Annotated in this window: 13 protein-coding genes; 11 read left to right on the forward strand and 2 right to left on the reverse strand. The window is 37.8% G+C overall.

Annotated features, from left to right (window positions below):
• Positions 1 to 100: 100 nt before the first annotated feature.
• A complete protein-coding gene (locus BUA76_RS15330) occupies positions 101 to 478 on the reverse strand; it encodes a DoxX family protein (protein ID WP_072885671.1) in 378 nt (125 codons plus the stop codon).
• Between the two features lie 167 nt (positions 479 to 645).
• Between BUA76_RS15330 and BUA76_RS15335 the strand changes: the two genes are divergently transcribed.
• Positions 646 to 1,347, forward strand: a complete 702-nt coding sequence (locus tag BUA76_RS15335) for a CoA transferase subunit A (RefSeq protein WP_072885672.1) — start codon at positions 646 to 648, stop codon at positions 1,345 to 1,347.
• Positions 1,348 to 1,492: 145 nt separating this feature from the next.
• On the opposite strand, the gene BUA76_RS15340 is transcribed toward BUA76_RS15335, so the two are convergent.
• Positions 1,493 to 3,286: an ABC transporter ATP-binding protein gene (locus BUA76_RS15340; protein WP_072885673.1), complete on the reverse strand. Its 1,794-nt coding sequence runs from the start codon at positions 3,284 to 3,286 to the stop codon at positions 1,493 to 1,495.
• A gap of 122 nt (positions 3,287 to 3,408) precedes the next feature.
• On the opposite strand from BUA76_RS15340, the gene BUA76_RS15345 reads away from it, so the two are divergent.
• From BUA76_RS15345 to BUA76_RS15395, 10 genes are all read left to right on the forward strand, one after another.
• On the forward strand, positions 3,409 to 4,062 hold the full coding sequence (locus tag BUA76_RS15345; RefSeq protein ID WP_072885674.1) for a CoA transferase subunit B: 654 nt from the start codon (positions 3,409 to 3,411) through the stop codon (positions 4,060 to 4,062).
• A gap of 385 nt (positions 4,063 to 4,447) precedes the next feature.
• Positions 4,448 to 6,709 carry a beta-N-acetylhexosaminidase gene (locus BUA76_RS15350; protein WP_072885675.1) on the forward strand — a complete coding sequence of 754 codons (2,262 nt, stop codon included), beginning with the start codon at positions 4,448 to 4,450 and terminating at the stop codon, positions 6,707 to 6,709.
• 19 nt (positions 6,710 to 6,728) lie between these two features.
• On the forward strand, positions 6,729 to 7,361 hold the full coding sequence (locus BUA76_RS15355) for a Crp/Fnr family transcriptional regulator (protein ID WP_072885676.1): 633 nt from the start codon (positions 6,729 to 6,731) through the stop codon (positions 7,359 to 7,361).
• A 377-nt stretch (positions 7,362 to 7,738) separates the two neighbouring features.
• Entirely contained in the window at positions 7,739 to 8,533 is a 795-nt protein-coding gene (locus tag BUA76_RS15360; RefSeq protein WP_072885677.1) for a sulfite exporter TauE/SafE family protein, read from the forward strand.
• A gap of 328 nt (positions 8,534 to 8,861) precedes the next feature.
• A complete protein-coding gene (locus tag BUA76_RS15370) occupies positions 8,862 to 10,274 on the forward strand; it encodes an MBL fold metallo-hydrolase (RefSeq protein WP_072885679.1) in 1,413 nt (470 codons plus the stop codon).
• Positions 10,275 to 10,462: 188 nt separating this feature from the next.
• Positions 10,463 to 11,029 carry a YeeE/YedE family protein gene (locus BUA76_RS15375; RefSeq protein WP_072885751.1) on the forward strand — a complete coding sequence of 189 codons (567 nt, stop codon included), beginning with the start codon at positions 10,463 to 10,465 and terminating at the stop codon, positions 11,027 to 11,029.
• A 7-nt stretch (positions 11,030 to 11,036) separates the two neighbouring features.
• Positions 11,037 to 11,519, forward strand: a complete 483-nt coding sequence (locus BUA76_RS15380) for a DUF6691 family protein (RefSeq protein WP_072885680.1) — start codon at positions 11,037 to 11,039, stop codon at positions 11,517 to 11,519.
• 95 nt (positions 11,520 to 11,614) lie between these two features.
• Complete coding sequence (locus BUA76_RS15385; RefSeq protein WP_072885681.1) at positions 11,615 to 12,610, forward strand: isoaspartyl peptidase/L-asparaginase family protein; 996 nt, start codon at positions 11,615 to 11,617, stop codon at positions 12,608 to 12,610.
• Positions 12,611 to 12,713: 103 nt separating this feature from the next.
• Complete coding sequence (locus BUA76_RS15390) at positions 12,714 to 13,376, forward strand: copper homeostasis protein CutC (RefSeq protein ID WP_072885682.1); 663 nt, start codon at positions 12,714 to 12,716, stop codon at positions 13,374 to 13,376.
• Positions 13,377 to 13,518: 142 nt separating this feature from the next.
• The gene (locus BUA76_RS15395) at positions 13,519 to 16,014 is read left to right on the forward strand and encodes a beta-mannosidase (RefSeq protein WP_072885683.1); all 2,496 of its coding nucleotides are present in this window, start codon (positions 13,519 to 13,521) and stop codon (positions 16,012 to 16,014) included.
• The last annotated feature ends 5 nt before the right edge of the window (positions 16,015 to 16,019 follow it).

Raw genomic sequence — 16,019 nt, forward strand, 5'->3', positions numbered from 1 at the left:
GCCATTTTCAATGATCGCAAAGAAAATTTCCAAAATAATTTGAATAACAATAATATCAAAAAATGAAGCCGACTCGTGAAATGAGACGGCTTCTTTATATTTATTCATCAGTAGATTTCAGTGCCCATGCTATCAAAGGAGCCTGCATAAAAAGCCTTGCAAATCTTTGATTATCGGTGTTTAATCCGAAAGAATCTCTTCTGTTTTTATATTGGGCAATATTTCCTGGAAGTACCGCAGCAAAAAAGCCCGCTACAATTTTTCCCATTGTTTTCCGGTATTTTTTTGGGGTTACAATGACGGCTGTTCCCAATGCGATTTCCGCAATTCCGGAATAGACAACCGTATCATCTTTATCAAGAGGAACCCATTCGGGAACCTGTGCCTGAAATTCTTTTCTTGCGAATGTAAGATGTCCGATTCCGGCTGTAATAAGAAATGCGCCGAGGGCAACTCTCGAAATGTTTTTCGTTTCCATAATAATAAATTTAAATGATAAAAGGTGTAGCATACCTTAACCAAAATTCAGACCACGATCGGGAGTCTCGATATAATGCATTAGAGCATACTTCTTAAAAAATCACCCCTTCTTCTGAAATATGAGAAAAAGTATTAAATTTAAGCCAACAGAAAATCTAATATTTCATGATAGATAAAAGAGTAAAAAATGCAAAGGAAGCCATCGAGGGAATTAAAGATGGAATGACATTAATGCTGGGCGGATTCGGACTTTGCGGAATACCTGAAAACTCAATTAATGCGCTGGTAGAAAGTGATGTGAAAGATTTAACCTGTATTTCAAACAATGCAGGAGTTGATGATTTCGGATTGGGATTATTGCTTCACAAAAGACAGATTAAAAAAATGATTTCTTCTTATGTGGGTGAAAATGCAGAGTTTGAAAGACAGATGCTTTCGGGAGAACTGGAAGTGGAACTGACTCCCCAGGGAACTTTGGCGGAAAAATGCAGAGCGGCGCAGGCTGGAATTCCGGCTTTTTACACTCCGGCAGGTTTTGGAACTGAAGTAGCGGAAGGAAAAGAAGTAAAAGATTTCAAAGGAAAACCTCACATTCTGGAATATGCTTATGAGGCAGATTTTTCAATTGTAAAAGCCTGGAAAGGCGATCATGCGGGAAACCTTATTTTTAAAGGATCTGCAAGAAATTTTAACCATCCGATGGCCGGAGCAGGAAAAATTACCATCGCTGAGGTGGAAGAATTGGTAGAACCGGGAGCATTGGATCCCAACCAGATTCATATTCCGGGAATCATGATCCAGAGAATTTTCCAGGGAGAAAAGTTTGAAAAAAGAATTGAGCAGAGAACGGTTAGAAAAAGAGATTAATTTTTATCAGCTCTTTAAAAAATAATACCCCGAAATCAACTTTCGGGGTAACTTATTTATAGGGAGTCTAATTGTCATTCTGAACAAAGTGAAGAATCTCTCCACAATTATCTTCTAAACTTCCATCCTCCCGCTTCCATCTTATCTACACTAAAGTTTTCCTCTCTCCAATCTGCTGCCTCCACATCGCATAATACAAGCCTTTTTCTTCAATAAGGTTAAGGTGAGAACCTGTTTCAACAATTTGTCCGCGTTCCAGAACAAAAATTCGGTCGGCGTGCATAATCGTGCTTAAACGGTGTGCAATAAGAACCGTAATTTGTTCCTTTTCTTTAGAAATTTCTTTAATGGTTGTGGTGATTTCCTCCTCTGTGATGCTGTCTAATGCAGAAGTGGCTTCATCAAAGATCAGCAAGTGAGGTTTTCTCAACAAGGCTCTGGCAATCGCTATTCGCTGTTTTTCGCCGCCGCTCAGTTTCAGCCCGCCTTCTCCGATAACCGTTTCTATTCCGTTTTCGGCACGTTCCAGAAGAGCCGTACAGCTGGATTTTTTTAAAGCCAACTGCAAATCTTCTTCCGTTGCGGAAGGATTCACAAACAAGAGATTCTCCTTTATGGTTCCCGCAAAAAGCTGGGTGTCCTGGGTCACAAAACCGATCTGGTTTCTGAGTTCATCAAAATCAAACTCTTTACCGTCAATTTTATTATACAAAATAGAACCTTCCAAAGGTCTGTACAATCCAACAAGAAGTTTTACCAATGTACTTTTCCCGGAACCGCTCGGTCCTACAAAAGCAATTGTTTCACCGTTTTTCACATTGAACGAAATGGAATTCAATGCTTTATAATGAGCGGTCTGATGCTGGAAAGAAACATTTCGAAATTCAAGTTCTTCGATAGCTCCGATTTTCTTCGGCGTTAAAGGCTTAGGCTCAACTTCTTTTTTCATAACCCGGTCAAAGTTGTTTAGCGAAGCCTGTGCTTCACGGTAAGAAATGATGATATTCCCGATTTCCTGCATCGGCCCGAAAATAAAGAATCCATAAAACATTAATGATAAATATTGTCCCGGAGTTACGATATTTTTGAAAATCAATAACAGTAAAGTAAAGGTAATGGTTTGCTGTAAAAAATTAACCAGCGTTCCCTGCACAAAGCTTAGAGAACGGATACTTTTTACTTTTCTCAGTTCCAGATTAAGGATTTTATAAGTATTGTTGTTAAGACGCTCAACTTCCTGGCTGGTAAGTCCCAAACTTTTTACAATCTCAATATTCCTAAGGCTTTCCGTAGTACTTCCGGCAAGATTAGTGGTTTCTGTTACAATAGTTTTTTGGATGGTTTTAATTCTTTTGCTCAGTAAATTGGTCACTACTGCAATAAGGATAATCCCCACCACGTAAACCGGCATGATCGACCAGTGAAGGCGAATGGCGTACACCGAAACGAAGATAATGCTCACCAGGATTCCAAAGAATACATTAATGAAATTATTGATAAATTTCACCGTATCTTCACGCACTTTCGTTAAAATCGAAAGGGTTTCACCACTTCTCTGATCTTCAAATTCCTGAAAAGGCAGGCGCATCGAATGTTTTAAGCCGTCGGTAAAAATTTTCGCACCAAACTTCTGAATAATTACATTCACCACATAATCCTGGAAAGCTTTAGCAATACGGCTTATCATAGCAGTACCGATTAACAGTCCTAGAAAGTAGAAAACGCCATGATAAATATCAGTTCCGTACAGATATTCATTCATATTTCTCGGAAGCGTTTTCTCTTTATCGAAAAAATTGGGATGCGTGACGAGCTTATCTAATATATTTCCGGTAATAGCGGGTGCAAATAGTGAAAAAACCTGATTAACAGAGGCTAAGAATAGTGAAATAATAATCAGCCATTTGTAAGGTTTAAGGTAGTGTAATAAAATTTTCATCGGTAAAATTAAAAGCCTACAAATTTACAACAAATTGACATTCAAAATATATCATAGGATAAGAAAGAAAGGTATTTTGTAATTCCATAAAAATGGCTAATTTGGCGGGATAAGATTAAGCTATGCTAACGAAAGAACAAATTGCACAAAGAATTTCCAGAGAAGTAAAAGACGGGTATTATGTAAACCTCGGAATTGGGATCCCGACATTGGTTGCCAATTACGTTCCGGAAAATCTTAATGTAGAATTTCAGAGTGAAAACGGAGTATTGGGAATGGGCCCGTTTCCTTATGAAGGAGAGGAAGATGCAGACATCATTAATGCCGGAAAACAGACGATTACGATTTTGGAAGGAGGATCATTCTTCGATTCTGCTTTCAGTTTCGGGATGATCAGAAGCAAAAAAGTAGACCTTACCATTCTTGGTGCGATGGAAGTTGCGGAGAACGGAGACATCGCCAACTGGAAAATTCCGGGAAAAATGGTGAAAGGAATGGGTGGTGCAATGGATCTGGTAGCTTCTGCGGAAAACATCATTGTTGCCATGATGCACGTTAACAAAGCCGGAGAAAGTAAAATACTGAAGAAATGTACCCTTCCTTTAACGGGGGTAAACTGTGTGAAAAGAGTGGTAACCGAATTAGCTGTGCTGGATGTAACGCCCGCTGGTTTCAAACTGATCGAAAGAGCTCCCGGAGTTTCCGTAGAACATATCATTAAATCTACAGAAGCCGATCTCATTGTAGAAGGAGAAATTCCTGAAATGCAGTTTTAAATAAATACAAACCTTGTCCGCCGACAAGGTTTTTTTATTGAAATATTTAACATCTCGTAATAAAAAACTGACATGGGAAATCGCAGCGTTAAGAAAATTAAAATTAATCCGTCAATAAATTCCCACTGTTCGAAGCGCGATACAAAATTGAACCGAAGAACAAATTTCGAGTTATGCAAGTTTTGGGAATTTTAGGATTAATTTTAATTTTAGCGAAGAGTTCCAAGTCTTGAACTTTTGTTTCTTTTATTTCAAGACAAAAGAAATTAGTTAATTTATCTGCCATTTTCCACTTTAAAAGTTAAATATTTTAAGATTTAATAAATTAAATAACATATTAAATTTCAGAAAATAAGTATATTCGCCTAAATCTTAAACTCACAAAATGCAGCGTTTCTTACTGGTGTTTTATGTATTATTTTCAAGTCTGTTTTTCACTCAAACTAGATTAAATTTAATTCCTTATCCGCAAAAAATTGAACTTCAGAAAGGAGAATTTATCATTCCTGAAACTTTTATATTAAGTGGAAATCTTCCTCAAAAAGAAACGGATTATTTAAAAAAACGATTGAGTTCAGTTTTAAAATTTGAAAATAGAGTAAAAGGAGGAGGAATTCAGCTTGAGAATTCTTCGATTCCTGCAACTGCTTTAATGAATGATCAGCAAAGGGATAAATATATTTTAGAAATTTCACCTAAGTATATTCATATTAAATCCGTAACGAATTGTGGATATTTTCTCGCCCTTCAGACTCTTATTCAGCTATTGGAACAATACAAAGATTCAGGGAAAATCCCTTCCATGAAAATTGAAGATGAACCCAAATTCGCCTGGCGCGGAATGCACCTCGACGTTTCCAGACATTTTTTTACTGTTAAAGAAGTGAAACAATACATCGATTATCTGGCCATGTACAAACTGAATACGTTTCACTGGCATTTAACGGACGATCAGGGTTGGAGAATTGAAATTAAAAAATACCCGAAATTAACGCAAATCGGTTCAAAACGCAAGGAATCGATGATCGGTGCTTACGTGGACAATACTTTCGATGGAAAACCATACGGACCTTATTTTTATACTCAGGATCAGATTAAAGAAGTGGTAAAATACGCACAGGAAAGACATATTACCATAGTTCCCGAAATTGAAATGCCGGGTCACGCTTTAGCTGCACTTTCTGCCTATCCGGAATTGGCCTGTACAAAAGGGCCTTTTGAGCCGGCAACAAAATGGGGCGTTTTTGATGATGTTTTCTGTCCGAAAGAGGAAACTTTTACATTTTTGGAAAACGTTCTGGATGAGGTAATTCGGCTTTTTCCTTCACAGTATATCCACATCGGTGGAGATGAATGCCCGAAAACAAGATGGAAAGAATGCGCGCACTGCCAGGAATTAATCAAAAAAAATAACCTGAAAGATGAACACGGGCTTCAAAGCTATTTTATCAAAAAAATTGAAAAATATGTAAATTCTAAAGGCCGCAAAATTATCGGATGGGATGAAATTCTTGAGGGCGGATTGGCACCAAATGCTGCCGTAATGAGCTGGACCGGAATTAAAGGCGGTGTGGAAGCTGCCAAAACAGGACATTTTGCGGTTATGACGCCAGGGTCTTACTGTTATTTCGATCATTATCAGGGGGATCCTGCAACAGAACCGAATGCCTTCGGAGGCTTTACGCCTCTCGATAAAGTCTATTCTTACAATCCAATTCCGGCTGAACTGAATGCTGAACAATCAAAGTATATTTTAGGCGTTCAGGCAAATTTATGGACAGAATATATTCTGGATTTCAAACAGGTTCAGTATATGATTTTCCCTAGATTATTCGCTCTTTCTGAAGTTGGTTGGGGAACCGCTGATCCTGAAAATTATAAAGAATTTGAAGGAAGAGTAATTCATGAATTTAAAAATCTTGACAAATTAGGTGTTAATTATGCAAAAAGCATTTACAATGTTTCAGGTAAAGTAATTCCTTCTGAAAATGGCGTCGCTTACGAACTTTCGACTTCACAGGATCAAAACGGAATCCGCTATACTTTAAATGGCAAAGATCCTGAAGCGAATGCTTCAATTTACAAAAATCCTGTTCCGGTTTCAAAATCAATGACCATTAAATCGGCGTATTTTGAAAACGCACAACTAAAAAGTGCAATATCCTCACAAAGTTTTACCATATCGAAGACAACAGGAAAGAAAATTATGCTAGAAGAACAACCGAGCGAAAATTATTCATTCGGAGGTGCTTTTACATTGGTCGACGGAATTACAGGAAATCAGAGGCAGCTGGGCAAAACATGGCTCGGATTTCAGGGAAAAGATGTGGTGGCAACCATAGATTTCGGACAGAAAATTCAGTTCTCGGAAATTTATTTCAATACACTGGATAATAAAGGAAGCTGGATTCATTTTGCAAAATCGGCTCAGATTTTTATATCTGATAACGGAACAGATTTTAAACTGATCAAAGAAATCGCAAAAGACGAAATCCTTTCAGCAAAAGGTAAAATCAGGCTGAATGTAGGAGATCAGAATGTCAAATATTTGAAAGTCAGAATTGAAAATGCAGGAATTATTCCGGCAGGAAATCCCGGGGCAGATTCAAAAGCATGGCTTTTTGTAGATGAAATTGGCGTAAATTAGCACTAGAAATTTTTAAAGTATGCAGGATTCGGTGCTCTCTTCAGAATTTATGTCTTCACCTGAACTGGTGGAAAAACTTTACCAATATGGAGTTACAAAAAACTATCATGAAGGCGATGTTATTTTAGATGAAAACACTTCCATCCGCTCAATTCCTATTGTGATGAGGGGAATGCTGAAAGTCATCCGGACCGAAGAAGACGGCCGGGAAATTCTTCTGTATTACATCAAAGCGGGAGAAAGCTGTATCATGTCTTTTCTGGGCGGAATGCACAATGAAAAGAGCATCGTAAAAGCCGAAGTGGAAGAAGATACAGAAATTCTGTTTTTACCTGTAGACAAAGTTTCTTTATTTATCAAAGAATATCCGGAATGGCTGGATTATATTTTCAGACTGTATCATAAACGCTTTGAAGAACTTCTGGATATTATCAACGCCATCGCTTTCAAAAAAGTGGATGAACGGCTGCTGAATCTTCTTCACAAGAAATCCGAAATTCTTCATTCAAAAACAATTGTTGTTACCCATGAACAACTTGCCAATGAGCTGGGAACGGCAAGAGTGGTGGTCTCCCGATTGCTGAAACAGCTGGAAGATGCCGGGAAACTTCAGCTTGGAAGAAATAAAATTACCATTTTAGAAGATATTTAAAACTTTTTTAGCGGCTTTGCTGAGTGTAATATGAAGGTTTATAAACGTAGTTCAGCATTTAATGTACTTCCATGAATCTCTTTGCGTACTTATCTAAGTGAAACGGCTTTGCGAACTTAAAAAACTGTTAGTAGTCAAAAATCCTCGAGGCTTTTGCGTTAAAAAAATATTTTGGAATCAAGATGCTTCCAGCATGACAATCTGCTGATAAAGTAACGGCTTTTAACCTTTGCTGAGTGAAACGCCTTTGCGAACTTAAAAAACAGTTAGTAGTCAAAAAAAATCTTAGCGGACTTTGCGTTAAAAAAAACCTTCTGTAACAAAAGTAACTGTACATCTTTTCCGATATATTCAATTTTGCAATTAAAGTTGAGAAAATGGAAATTTTTGGATATATCGCATCAGTTTTAATAGGGATTTCACTAGGATTAATCGGCGGTGGCGGCAGCATTCTTACCGTTCCCGTGTTGGTTTATCTTTTTGGATTAGATGCCTTTCTCGCAACAGAATATTCCCTTTTTATTGTCGGAATCAGCAGTGTTGTCGGTTCGGTTTCGTACTTCAAAGAAGGATTGGTACATTTTAAGACAGCTTTTGTTTTCGGGATTCCTTCCATTATTTCTATTTTTCTTACACGTTATTATATTTTACCTTTAATTCCTGATAACGTATTCATAATCAGAAATTTTTTAATGACGAAAGATATTCTGTTGCTTTTGATTTTTGCAGGATTAATGATTCTCGCTTCCTACAAAATGATCAGGAAAAGTACAGCATCTCAGAACGAAAACCGGGATTTTCAAAAGAACAGCATTCTTTTGGCAGCCGGAGAAGGCTCAGTTGTCGGAATACTGACAGGTTTAGTTGGAGCCGGAGGCGGATTTATGATCATTCCCGCACTTGTTAACCTCCTCAAAACCCCGATGAAAGTTGCTGTCGGAACTTCCCTTGTTATCATTTCCCTTAATTCCCTCATCGGATTTTTCTCATCAATGCACAATGCTGTAATCGACTGGAAATTGTTGACAAGCATCTCTTCCATTGCCGTGATAGGAATAATAATAGGCTCACAATTATCCAAAAAAATTGACGGAAAAAAGCTTAAACCAGCTTTCGGATGGTTTATTCTCGTGATGGGAATTTACATTATCATGAAAGAAGTTTTCTTTTAATCTGAGCAGCTTTATCCGTCTGTAGTTTATCCTGAGTTTATCGAAGGTTTCCCAATCTTGTTTTGTAAAAAACAAAAGAGCTCCACTCAGGTCGGGCTGCGAGAGATTCGGTGGTGAAAAAAAGATGTCAAAGCTTTTAAAATACCATAAAATAAAATCTTTTATAAGCATTAGCAGCTTTGTGAAACTCAAAAACATAGTAGTAAAAAACCTTAGTGGTCCTGGTGTTCAAAAATAAAATCCCTTCTGTAACAAAAGTAGCTGTACACCCAATCCCAAACCCGGAAATTTGTATCAATAAATAAGTAAAATTTAAAATCATCAAAAAATGAAAATAGAACAGATTTATACAGGATGTCTAGCGCAGGGAGCATATTATATTGTTTCCAACGGTGAAGCAGCAATGATAGACCCGTTAAGAGAAACACAGCCTTACATCGACAGGCTGGAAAAAGACCAGGTTAAACTCAAATATATTTTTGAAACACACTTTCATGCAGATTTTGTAAGTGGCCATCTGGATTTGAGCAGAAAAACAAAGGCACCCATTGTTTACGGACCTACTGCAAAACCGGAATTTGAGGCCATCATTGCAGAAGATAATCAGGTTTTTAAAGTAGGAAATATTACCATAAAAGTTCTTCATACTCCTGGTCACACCCTTGAAAGTTCATCTTTTCTTCTGATGGATGAGAATGGAAAAGAAACAGCTTTGTTCAGCGGAGATACTTTATTTTTAGGCGACGTTGGCCGTCCTGATTTAGCTCAAAAGGCGGCAAATATGACGCAGGAACAACTGGCCGGGCTGTTATATGAAAGCCTGTACAACAAAATTTTACCTTTAGACGATAACATTACTGTTTATCCAGCTCACGGAGCAGGTTCAGCATGTGGGAAAAATATGCAGAAGGAAACGGTAGATACATTAGGTAATCAAAAGAAAACCAATTATGCGCTGAACCAGAAAGATAAGGAAAGCTTTATCAAAGCGGTAACAGACGGACTTCTTCCGCCTCCGGCTTACTTCGGAATGAATGTGGCCATGAATAAAGGAGGATACAGCAGTTTTGATGAAGTCCTGTCAAAAGGTTTACACGCTCTTTCTCCGGATGAATTTGAAGAAATGGCAGAACATTCCGGAGCATTAATGTTGGATGTAAGAAATAATGAAGATTTTGCAAATGGATTTGTTCCGCAATCGATCAATATTGGTCTGAATGGCGACTTTGCACCTTGGGTGGGAGCTTTGATAGCAGATGTGAAACAGCCGATCCTTCTTATTGCCGGCCAAAATGAAGAAGAGGAAACCGTTACCAGACTGAGCAGGGTAGGATTCGACAACGTTCTCGGATTTCTGAAAGGCGGCTTTGAAGCCTGGAAAAACAGCGGAAAAGAATCAGACTCCGTTAACAGGATTTCAGCACAGCAATTTGAAAAAGAAATCAAAGGAAAAGAAGCAAAAATTATTGATGTGAGAAAAGAAAGCGAATACAATTCAGAACATATCGATCAGGCATTCAATAAACCTTTGGCATACATCAACGAATGGATCAGTTCAGTGGATCCTGCGGAACATTTTTATCTGCATTGTGCGGGAGGATACCGAAGCATGATGGCCGCAAGTATTCTTCAGGCGAGAGGTTACAGAAATTTCTCCGAAATCGAAGGTGGATTTAATGCGATTGCAAAGACAGACGTTCCGAAAAGTGATTTTGTTTGTCAGAGTAAAGTTTTAAAATAATCTGAACCGCAAAAGAAACAAAATATTTATCTTTTATTAATAAACGAAGAGTAGCAAGGTAACGCTTAAAAAAAATCATTTGCTTTGGGTAGTTTTTGGTTTATGTAAAAATCAATACCGGTATTTTGTTTCTTTTGCGGTTTAAATTAATAATTAATCCGAATATAAAAAGTTTAATACAATTATCAATGTTAGAAATAATCAAACAACCCTGGCCATGGTATGTTGCGGGGCCGTTAATAGGACTTACCGTTCCGTCTTTGCTTATTTTAGGAAATAAATCTTTCGGGATCAGTTCATCACTGAGACATGTCTGTGCAGCATGTATTCCTTCAGACATCAAGTTTTTCAAATACGACTGGAAAAAAGAGATTTGGAATTTATTTTTCGTTTTCGGAATTCTATTGGGCGGAATCATTGCTTCTCAGTTTTTGATAAATCCGGGAGAGATTTCCGTTAATCCATCTCTTAAATCCGAATTAGCAACCTACGGAATTACAGACTACAGCAATATGGTTCCTGTACAGTTCATGAATTTTGCCAGTCTTTTTACTTTAAAAGGTTTCATTATTATGGTTGTCGGCGGGTTTCTGGTCGGTTTCGGGACGCGTTATGCGGGCGGATGTACCAGCGGCCACTCTATTATGGGATTGTCTAATTTGCAGTGGCCATCCCTTATTGCAACAATATGTTTTATGGCCGGAGGTTTTTTAATGGCGAATGTAATGCTGCCAGTCATCCTTTCACTTAATTAAATAAAAAATGAAAAAAGAACAAGATATACGGCATCAGGACAGTATCTGTACCAACGAAAGTTACCTTAAACACCAGTGGTATCACCATTTAAAATATCTCTTAGTGGGAATTCTCTTTGGTATTGTCTTTGTGAAGGCGGAAGTTATCAGCTGGTTCAGGATTCAGGAAATGTTTCGTTTGCAATCTTTTCACATGTATGGAATTATAGGAAGTGCTGTTGTAACTGCAATGATTTCAGTGTTTATTATTAAAAAATTAAATATCAAAACTATTTATGGCGAAAGAATTTCCATTGCTCCAAAGAAATTCAATAAAGGCCAAATTTATGGCGGATTAATCTTTGGATTTGGATGGGCAATAACGGGAGCATGTCCCGGACCGCTTTTCGCTCAGATCGGAACCGGAGCTTTGGCGATTGCTGTTACTTTAATCAGTGCCATTTTCGGAACCTGGGTGTATGGATATTTCAGGGAAAAGTTACCTCATTAATTTTTCATAAAATCATTCGAACGGTAGGAAATCTACCGTTTTTTATTCATTCAATTACGAAAAATTCTTTAATTTGGAGCCAAATAAATCTAAGCATGCAAAGTAGAAGAAAGTTTCTGAAAAAGTCGGCAATCGCTTCGCTGGCTTTAGCGGCAAGTCCACTGGATGTGCTGGCTAAAGACCTTCCTGAAAACAACAATACCATCATCAACAAACCCATCGTTCTTTCCACCTGGAATTTTGGTCTGAAAGCCAATGAAGAAGCCTGGAAAATTTTAGGTAATGGCGGTAGAGCTCTGGATGCTGTAGAAAAAGGAGTTCGGCTTGTGGAGGATGATCCGAATGAAAGAAGTGTCGGTTACGGAGGCCGACCAGACAGAGACGGAAGGGTAACTCTGGATGCCTGCATCATGGATGAAAATTATAATATCGGCTCAGTGGCTTGTCTTGAAAATATTAAAAATCCGATCTCTGTCGCAAGAGCAGTCATGGAAAAAACACCTCATGTAATGCTGGTAGGAGACGGAGCATTGCAGTTTGCCGTTTCACAAGGGTTTAAAAAAGAAAATATTCTTACCCCCGAATCAGAAAAAGAATGGAAAGAATGGCTGAAGGACAGTAAATACCAACCGGTTGTTAACATAGAAAATCACGATACCATCGGAATGATTGCGATGGACGTTAACGGAAATCTCTCCGGAGCTTGTACTACCAGCGGAATGGCTTTTAAAATGCACGGAAGAGTAGGCGATTCTCCGATTATCGGAGCCGGTTTATTTGTGGATAATGAAGTTGGAGCAGCAACAGCAACTGGTCATGGTGAAGAGGTAATCCGAACAGTGGGAACACATCTGGTTGTAGAGTTGATGAGACAGGGCAGGACTCCGCAGCAGGCCTGTAAAGAAGCCGTGGAAAGAATTGTACAGATTACCAAAAGAAGAAATAAAAATCTGAAGGATATTCAGGTAGGTTTTATTGCCATTAATAAAAAAGGAGAATACGGCTCATACTGCATTCAGGATGGGTTTAATTTTGCTGTTTACGACCAGAAAGGAAACCGCCTGGAAAAGCCGGGTTTTGCATTAAAATAAATTTTTTGTAATCAAACAATTAGAAAAGATTAATAGTAACGGGATTTAACCCGTTTTTTCGAAATAAAAATCATTGGCTTTAGTCCAACCTTAAATTACAACGATGTCAAAAATAGAAATAGCGTGCTTCAATCCTGAATCAGCAGTAATCGCTTTTGAAAACGGAGCCGACCGAATAGAACTGTGCGACGGATTAAGCGAAGGCGGAACCACACCCGACTTTGAAACTACAAAACAGCTTCGTGAAGAAATTGATATTCCGATATTTGTGATGATTCGTCCTCGCGGCGGGAATTTTACTTATACAGATGAAGAATTTGAGCAGATGAAATCAGATTTAATTCAGTTAAAATCCTTAAACGTAGACGGTTTCGTATTCGGAATTTTAGATAAAAATGATGAGGTGAATATTGAACAGAATAAAAATCTTGTTGAACTTGCAAGTCCTTATCCCTGCACTTTTCATCGTGCCTTTGATCGTGCAAAAGATTTGGAAAAGTCTTTAGAAAAAGTAATTGATTGTGGTTTTAAAACAATTCTTACTTCCGGCCAAAGACCCAATGTGTCAGAGGGTAAAGAAAATCTTAAAAAGCTGGTGGAATTATCCAATGGCAGAATCGAAATTCTTGTCGGCGGCGGATTGCGTTCAACGAATATCGAAGAAATCCGGGACTTTACCAAAGCAGGATATTTTCATTCTTCGGCGATTACAAATGGTGGTGCTTTTGCAGATGCTGAAGAGATTGTTGCTTTAAAGAATAAATAAGTTTTTCAACTAAAAAATATACATCAAGTTTGTCATTCTGACGAAGGAAGAATCTCAACACAACATATTTAGATTCTTCACTACATTTTCATTTCGTTCAGAATGACAAACCGTAAAAGATACATCTTAAATAAGTTTATTGATGAGAAAATCCATACTTTTTTCTTTCCTTTTCATACAAATTTTAATCAACGCTCAGTTTTCAGAGCGCAATTTATCCTCGCAAAAATGGAGCTTTAAAAATGCTAAAGAAAATAACTGGCTCACAGCCTCCGTGCCGGGAACGGTACATTTGGATTTGATGAAAAATAACATCATTCCGGATCCGTATAAAGATGAAAACGAAAAAAAAGTGCAGTGGATAGAAAATGAAAATTGGGATTATCAGACCCAATTTACCGTTTCGGCAAAAGAACTGGAAAATCAGAATATTGATCTGGTTTTTGAAGGACTGGATACTTTTTCTGATATTTACTTAAACGGAAAATTGATTCAGACGACAGATAATATGTTCAGAAAATGGACAATTCCTGTAAAGAATTATTTAAAAAAAGGAGAAAATATTTTACAGGTTAAATTCAGATCTGCAGTGAAAACAGGAAATGAACTGGCTGCAACAGTACCATTTACTATGCCTGAATCTCCCAGAAGCTTCGTGAGAAAAGCGCAATACCAGTTTGGATGGGATTGGGGACCAAGACTTGTGACTGCCGGAATCTGGAAAAATGTAAAGCTGGAATTCTGGAATCATGCAAAAATTAACAATATTAAGTATGAGACGCTTTCTTTAGGAGAAAAGCAGGCTGTTTTAGTATTCAAAGCAGAGATTTTCTCTGAAAATAATGAACAGAATAAAACCATTGTCTTTTTAAATGAAAAATCAGTTGCCGTACTTTTGAAAAAAGGAATAAATTTTATCGAAATTCCCTATAAGATTTTTAATCCGGAACTTTGGCAGCCAAACGGAAGGGGAAAGCAGAAATTGTACGATTTTGAAGTTTCTCTTAAAAGAGGAATTGATATTTTAGATAAAAAAGCTGAACGTATCGGTTTAAGAACCATAGAATTAGTTCAGGAAAAGGATGAAAATGGAAAATCTTTTTATTTCAAAGTGAATGGAGAACCCATATATGCCAAAGGAACCAACTGGATTCCCGGCGACAGCTTTTCACCAAGAATGACCAAGGAAAAATATCAGAAACTTATCAAAGACTGTAAAGATGCTAATATGAACATGATACGGGTCTGGGGCGGCGGAATTTATGAAAATGATGAATTCTACAAAGCCTGCGATGAAAACGGAATTTTGGTCTGGCAGGATTTTATGTTTGCAGGAAGCTTTTATCCCGCCGATGAAAAATTTCAGAAAAATGTGGAACTGGAAGTGAAAGATCAGGTAGAAAGGATTCAAAACCATCCTTCTCTGGCTTTATGGTGCGGAAACAACGAAATTGATGAAGCAATTGTCAACTGGGGATATCAGAAGCAGTTTAAATATTCCAAAGAAGATTCTCTTCAGGTTTGGAGAGATTACAAGAAAATTTTCCACGAAATAATTCCCAACGCTATTCAAAAATATGCGTCACGGGATAAGCAGATGTATTGGCCAAGCTCACCTTCAATTGGTTGGGGACATAAAGAAAGTTTAACCGAAGGAGATTCCCATTACTGGGGTGTCTGGTGGGGCGAACAGCCGTTTGAAATATACAATGAAAAAGTTCCGAGGTTTGCTTCGGAATACGGATTTCAGGGAATGCCGACCCTGGAAACCACAAAATCCATGTTCTCAGGAAAACCGGAGTTAGACTTACAAAATGGAATTATCAAAGCCCACGAAAAACATTCCAGAGGCTGGGAGATTATCGAAAGTTATATGAAGCGTGACTATAACGTTCCGAATGATTTTGTGAAATACAATTACATTTCCCAACTGCTTCAGGCACGCGGAATGCAGATTGCCATTGAAGCCCACCGTCGCGCAAAACCATACAATATGGGAACATTGTACTGGCAGCTGAACGATTGCTGGCCGGTGGTTTCCTGGTCATCAATTGACTATCTGGGAAACTGGAAAGCACTGCATTACCAAGTGAAAAGAAGTTTTGAAAACCAAGTGATTTTACCGCAGGAAAAAGATGAAATTTTAGACTTTTACGTTATTAATGACGGATTGAAGACGTTTGAAAATGTATCCTTAGAATTTGATATTTTAAAATTCAATGGTGAAAAAAAAGGTTCAGGAGGAATGGCAGAGGTCAGAACGTTAGAATCAAACGGAGTGCTAAATTTTGATTCTTTTTCGCTGGAAGAAATCATAGGAGATGCAGAAAGAAATGAAATTTTTTTGCATGTAATAGTAAGAGATGAAAAAGATGAGAAAGTAATTGCAGAAACCAACTATTTCTTTGCAAAACCAAAAGATTTGAAACTACCAAAACCCAATATTCAGATTAAAAAAATCTCTGCAACGGAAATTGAAATTTTCACCGATGTTCTGGCGAAAGATGTCTATTTAATTGGCGATGCCCATTTCAGCGACAATTTTTTTGATCTGCTTCCAAAAACTTCAAAAAGGATTATCCTTTCAAAACCAATTGAAAACATTAAGGTCATGAGCCTCTGGGATACCATGAATTAGTGGAC

The sequence above is a fragment of the Chryseobacterium takakiae genome (assembly GCF_900129385.1).
In the GTDB taxonomy this organism is placed as follows: Bacteria; Bacteroidota; Bacteroidia; order Flavobacteriales; family Weeksellaceae; genus Chryseobacterium; species Chryseobacterium takakiae.

Bases quoted from the DNA above. Each gene is read 5' to 3' on its own strand.
- BUA76_RS15330 (WP_072885671.1), bottom strand. From the start codon at position 478: ATGGAAACGAAAAACATTTCGAGAGTTGCCCTCGGCGCATTTCTTATT.
- BUA76_RS15335 (WP_072885672.1), top strand. From the start codon at position 646: ATGATAGATAAAAGAGTAAAAAATGCAAAGGAAGCCATCGAGGGAATT.
- BUA76_RS15340 (WP_072885673.1), bottom strand. From the start codon at position 3,286: ATGAAAATTTTATTACACTACCTTAAACCTTACAAATGGCTGATTATT.
- BUA76_RS15345 (WP_072885674.1), top strand. From the start codon at position 3,409: ATGCTAACGAAAGAACAAATTGCACAAAGAATTTCCAGAGAAGTAAAA.
- BUA76_RS15350 (WP_072885675.1), top strand. From the start codon at position 4,448: ATGCAGCGTTTCTTACTGGTGTTTTATGTATTATTTTCAAGTCTGTTT.
- BUA76_RS15355 (WP_072885676.1), top strand. From the start codon at position 6,729: ATGCAGGATTCGGTGCTCTCTTCAGAATTTATGTCTTCACCTGAACTG.
- BUA76_RS15360 (WP_072885677.1), top strand. From the start codon at position 7,739: ATGGAAATTTTTGGATATATCGCATCAGTTTTAATAGGGATTTCACTA.
- BUA76_RS15370 (WP_072885679.1), top strand. From the start codon at position 8,862: ATGAAAATAGAACAGATTTATACAGGATGTCTAGCGCAGGGAGCATAT.
- BUA76_RS15375 (WP_072885751.1), top strand. From the start codon at position 10,463: ATGTTAGAAATAATCAAACAACCCTGGCCATGGTATGTTGCGGGGCCG.
- BUA76_RS15380 (WP_072885680.1), top strand. From the start codon at position 11,037: ATGAAAAAAGAACAAGATATACGGCATCAGGACAGTATCTGTACCAAC.
- BUA76_RS15385 (WP_072885681.1), top strand. From the start codon at position 11,615: ATGCAAAGTAGAAGAAAGTTTCTGAAAAAGTCGGCAATCGCTTCGCTG.
- BUA76_RS15390 (WP_072885682.1), top strand. From the start codon at position 12,714: ATGTCAAAAATAGAAATAGCGTGCTTCAATCCTGAATCAGCAGTAATC.
- BUA76_RS15395 (WP_072885683.1), top strand. From the start codon at position 13,519: ATGAGAAAATCCATACTTTTTTCTTTCCTTTTCATACAAATTTTAATC.